The organism is Methyloparacoccus murrellii (assembly GCF_054657115.1).
Map to the genome: position 1 here is coordinate 1 of NZ_BAAHXD010000084.1, position 3,887 is coordinate 3,887.

General features: G+C 61.8%; 9 protein-coding genes. 7 read left to right on the forward strand and 2 right to left on the reverse strand.

Going from position 1 to position 3,887, the window contains the following annotated elements:
- From ACYQ1H_RS15180 to ACYQ1H_RS15210, 7 genes are all read left to right on the forward strand, one after another.
- Positions 1 to 285, forward strand: a 285-nt coding sequence (locus ACYQ1H_RS15180; RefSeq protein WP_460028884.1) for a hypothetical protein, incomplete at its 5' end; no start/stop codon positions are given.
- Positions 278 to 520 (forward strand): hypothetical protein, encoded by a 243-nt coding sequence (locus ACYQ1H_RS15185; protein WP_460028885.1) that lies wholly within the window; start codon positions 278 to 280, stop codon positions 518 to 520. The genes ACYQ1H_RS15180 and ACYQ1H_RS15185, both read left to right, overlap by 8 nt.
- A complete protein-coding gene (locus ACYQ1H_RS15190) occupies positions 517 to 1,260 on the forward strand; it encodes a hypothetical protein (protein WP_460028886.1) in 744 nt (247 codons plus the stop codon). Before ACYQ1H_RS15185 ends, ACYQ1H_RS15190 begins: the two co-directional genes overlap by 4 nt.
- The gene (locus ACYQ1H_RS15195) at positions 1,257 to 1,499 is read left to right on the forward strand and encodes a hypothetical protein (RefSeq protein ID WP_460028887.1); all 243 of its coding nucleotides are present in this window, start codon (positions 1,257 to 1,259) and stop codon (positions 1,497 to 1,499) included. Before ACYQ1H_RS15190 ends, ACYQ1H_RS15195 begins: the two co-directional genes overlap by 4 nt.
- Positions 1,500 to 1,501: 2 nt before the next feature.
- The gene (locus ACYQ1H_RS15200) at positions 1,502 to 1,915 is read left to right on the forward strand and encodes a hypothetical protein (protein WP_460028888.1); all 414 of its coding nucleotides are present in this window, start codon (positions 1,502 to 1,504) and stop codon (positions 1,913 to 1,915) included.
- A 60-nt stretch (positions 1,916 to 1,975) separates the two neighbouring features.
- Entirely contained in the window at positions 1,976 to 2,287 is a 312-nt protein-coding gene (locus ACYQ1H_RS15205; protein ID WP_460028892.1) for an HU family DNA-binding protein, read from the forward strand.
- A 620-nt stretch (positions 2,288 to 2,907) separates the two neighbouring features.
- A complete protein-coding gene (locus ACYQ1H_RS15210) occupies positions 2,908 to 3,030 on the forward strand; it encodes a hypothetical protein (protein WP_460028889.1) in 123 nt (40 codons plus the stop codon).
- 9 nt (positions 3,031 to 3,039) lie between these two features.
- Here ACYQ1H_RS15210 and ACYQ1H_RS15215 read toward each other — a convergent pair whose 3' ends face one another.
- Together ACYQ1H_RS15215 and ACYQ1H_RS15220 are read right to left on the reverse strand one after the other, a co-directional pair.
- Positions 3,040 to 3,531 (reverse strand): SHOCT domain-containing protein, encoded by a 492-nt coding sequence (locus tag ACYQ1H_RS15215; RefSeq protein WP_460028890.1) that lies wholly within the window; start codon positions 3,529 to 3,531, stop codon positions 3,040 to 3,042.
- A gap of 54 nt (positions 3,532 to 3,585) precedes the next feature.
- Positions 3,586 to 3,887: hypothetical protein (locus ACYQ1H_RS15220; protein ID WP_460028891.1), on the reverse strand; the 302-nt coding region annotated here is incomplete at its 5' end.

Here is a 3,887-nt window from a genome sequence, read left to right on the forward strand (position 1 = left end):
TTCCTGGCCATCTACCGCCGGCTTCGGGCGCAGAAGGAACGCTTGACCGGCAACATGGAAGACCTCATGCCCGTCATCGCTAGGCTGGTCCGCCGCGCCGATCCGACGATTCCGCTGGGAGACCGGGTTCAAGCTGCGATTGAGGTCCTGGAACAGGCCCAGCAGGAGGTTTCCCGCCGCAGCCGCGAGCACGCGGCGGGCGATGTCCTCAATGGGTTTCAGGGCTCAAGCCATCCCGGCATGGCCGCTGCGCTCCTTATTTTGGTGGAGAAAGACCGTGGCTGAGTTCGAGACTCTCAAAACTGACCAGCACCGCGCTCTGCTGGCGAGAAAGCAGCTCAACGCACTGTTGGCGGAACTGCGGCACTATGATCACGAGCACACGCGACATGAGCATGCCGACTTCGTCCGATGGTGTGAGCTGAATGGCCTGCTGGAAGCCGCAATCCAAAATCTGGGTCCCCGCATTGCCCGGCGGGAGCGAATCCCGTGCGACTTTTATGAGGCATTGGAATCATGAGCGGACTTACCAAGAAATCCATCGACGCGGCGGCGGTCATTCGCAGCCTGATCCCAAATCACACGCCCGCCGTCTCCGACCAAGACCTGGCCACCATGATTGGCGTCGACGCCCACGAGATTGCCGAGCTGGCGTATCCCGACCCGACGGCCGAACCGGCGGAGCTAGTCGCCCGGGGGAAGCGCATCGGCTACCTGAAGTCCAGCAGTGGTCCCTGGTTTTTGCTGCTCTGCGACACCGTCGCTGAAGCCTACTCCGGCTGCAAATTGTTCGAGATCGAGCGCAACGAGGACATTGCGACCTTGCGCGACTTGCTGGGCAACTACCCTCCGGCGGGGGACTTCAAAAGCTACCTGCCTGTCAACGCGTGGTTTCCAACTGACCTGCACAGGCTGTACCGCTTTGCTGGTTCCTTGCCGCCGGCCGCATTGTGCGGGGTCTATCCGAGCCAGAAACAGGGCCACGCCGCGCTGGCCAAGGTGCATGCCTCTACGCGCGTGGAGATGGCCGCCCTGGAAGCGCTGGCCCGGCATTTTCTGATCATCAGTGAGGCGGCTCAAGCCGGTGCTGTTCTGATCGAGCGGATACTTGCCGCGCAGCCGGTCCTCGGGGCGGCTAAAATTCGCGGACTCGCCCACGCCGTCAAAGAGGACCAGACCGATGCGCTTCGTCTTGAACCCCCAGCAGCAAGAGCGGCTTCTGGCCGCTTACCGCCAGCAGCAACGGACGGCCTTCATTGAACCGCGGGGCGAAAGCGGACGAGCACTCGGCGGCGATGGTCACCGTGAGCGCCTGGATCAGCAAAGGCTGGCTGCCCGCGTCTGACGCCATGACTGTGCGCGGAGAACCGACCTGGACCCTCGAATCCATCGCCGAAAAGATGGCTGGCGTCGGCGTTGATGAATTCCTCCGGCTGGTCCGCCCCCAGGCTGTTGATGAGCGCCGCCACAACGAAAGTCCGTATTCTCTGGTGCGTTGACAGTGCCCTACCCAAAATCTTATCTGCCGCGCGGTTTTGGCCGGTCCTACGTCGACTACCGCCCCATCCGGGGTCTCATTTCGCGTGAACTCCACGAGCGGGTCGGCCAGCGGATTCTGGAGGTCAACGGTCTTGCGATGCCCGGGCCGCCCCGGCTTGATGATGGCGGCCTGCTTGAGCCGACTCCAACGGCACTCGCGGTCAGGCTAGGCCGCCCGCTAACCACGGCTGAGCACGCCTGGCTGGGTCAGGAAATCCTCCGGCGCTACGGTCTTGTGATGCCCTTGCCGCCACGGCTTCCGCTCCCTGGTAGCGAAGACCCGCTGGCGATTCTCGCCGAGGGTTTGGATGATGACGAAGAGGACGCCGAGGGCGAGACCCTCATGCCCGTCACGCGCCGCTATTTTGGCGACTGACCGTCGCCGACCGAACCCGAAGAAAGCCCATCCGCCAGCACCGAATCACCCCTGGCGGACATACCCGCCGCCGCCGACCAAGACCGAGAAACCAGAATGAACAAAGCTGAGATTGTCGCTGATGTTGCAGACCGTGCCGGTGTTACCCAGACAGACGCCGCCCGTACCATCGACCTCCTCCTAAGCGCTGTTACTGACGCTTTATCGCGCGGCGAGACCGTCCAATTTCGAGGCTTCGGCAGATTCTTGGTCAAGACCAGCCCGGCACGTCCGGGGCGCAATCCGCGGACCGGTGCGCCGGTTGAGGTCCCTGCGCGGGCGGTAGTGAAGTTTCGACCGGGGCAGGCGCTGGCAGACGCCGTAAACCGCTAGATCAGAATAGGCGCACCGCCGGGGGCCGGCGGCACTTCATCGCCGAGTGAGGTGGGGGAACCCTGCGATGCGCGAGCAGGCTATCAGCTACGCCGCGTGGCAACCCAAATGAGTTTGGGCTGATACGGCAGATCCGTTTCGATCCGATCGAACCGTTCGTTGACCTTGTCGATCTCGATGAGCGACTGCATGCTGGCCGCATAACCGTGTTCACCCGTTCGAGCGGGCCAAAAGGCCCCAGCCCTGCTTTCTTGGCGATGATGTCGCGGGTCTCTCCATTATTTCCCGTTACGGTCAATTGACCTGAATGTTCCAGGTCGGTCCTTGTTCCTTGCCGCTCCCGCGCCTTGGCTGACTCTTCCTCCCGCAGGGCTGCCCGAGATGTTGTGCTCGACGCCCGGCACTCAATCTAGTTTGGCGCGATAGATGGGGTTTGCGCACAGCGCCGGGGTCAACCTCGACAACCAGCACGAGGATGGCCAGACGGGCATCGACCTCCTGGATGACAGCCAAAATTCGAGAAACGGGCACGACCAGCTCGGGGGGCCAGAACCTCAACGCTCAAACCGAGCGGGACCAGGAGCTCTTTCCGCAGAACCTGACCCGGGCGGACCGGACGCATGCTGTTCTTGGTCGCGGCGGCCTCAGTGGTTGTCGACGATCTCAAGGCGCCCAGCCTACAAATTTCCATCGTTGAGCAGGATGATGGGCAGGGTGAAAGAAGAGTTGAGCATGTGCCCTGACTGCCGTGACTATGGCACCCCGAGTACCTTGCGCTTTTCTGAGTCGAACTCTGCCTCTGTCAGTGCGCCGGTATCCAGTAGGCGCTTCAGCTTTTCCAGCTCGCCATATTTGTCCGGTGGCGCTCCAGCTGCTTTCGGTTGGGCTTTGGTGTCGCAGGTAAAAATCAACTCCATGCGGGGGAAATTGCCGAGGATATAGGGCGGATCGGATTGTTCCGACTCCAGCTCATGGAGGGTTTTTGCTTTGTCGTCGCAAAACTTGCGTGCCCGTTCTTCAAGCCCCTCGCGCACGGCTCCAATCGAGACAAAGCCAGTCGCTGCCCGGTCGTAGATTCGATAGATATCCGGGCTCCCCTTCTGGGGCTTGATCCGGCTGGCGGGGTCATCACTGAATGCCGATTCCGACTCGCTGATCTTCTTGACCGGGGACGAGACCGCACAGCCTGCCAGCAATACCACCGAGATCGCACCGCAGATAGCAAGCAGGTTCATTCGTTTCATACCCACCTCTCTTTTTCTCGTCGGGTTGTCAGCTACTGGCCCTTGTAGGGCCAGCTACCTCCAGCATCGTCTTGACCCCTTCGGTGTCCACATACGGGGCGTGGAGTACGTCGCGGGCCGCTTTGTCAGTTCCTGCCAGTCGCGCAAGAGGGGGTCCTCCACCTGGAGACTCGGCGCAGGCATCAGGAAGGTCCCGCAGACCATCCGCCTCGGCGGGTGGCGCTTCTCATGGATCTTGTTGGCAATCGCCAGCACAAGCATCAGCAACAGGGCAGCCGCAAGCAGCAGAAGCGGCACGCCAACCCACCCGTTCGACCATTCGATGCCCATGAGGTTGAGTGTAGGAGCAAAACCTG

Bases quoted from the DNA above. Each gene is read 5' to 3' on its own strand.
- ACYQ1H_RS15210 (WP_460028889.1), top strand. From the start codon at position 2,908: ATGCTGTTCTTGGTCGCGGCGGCCTCAGTGGTTGTCGACGATCTCAAG.
- ACYQ1H_RS15190 (WP_460028886.1), top strand. From the start codon at position 517: ATGAGCGGACTTACCAAGAAATCCATCGACGCGGCGGCGGTCATTCGC.
- ACYQ1H_RS15215 (WP_460028890.1), bottom strand. From the start codon at position 3,531: ATGAAACGAATGAACCTGCTTGCTATCTGCGGTGCGATCTCGGTGGTA.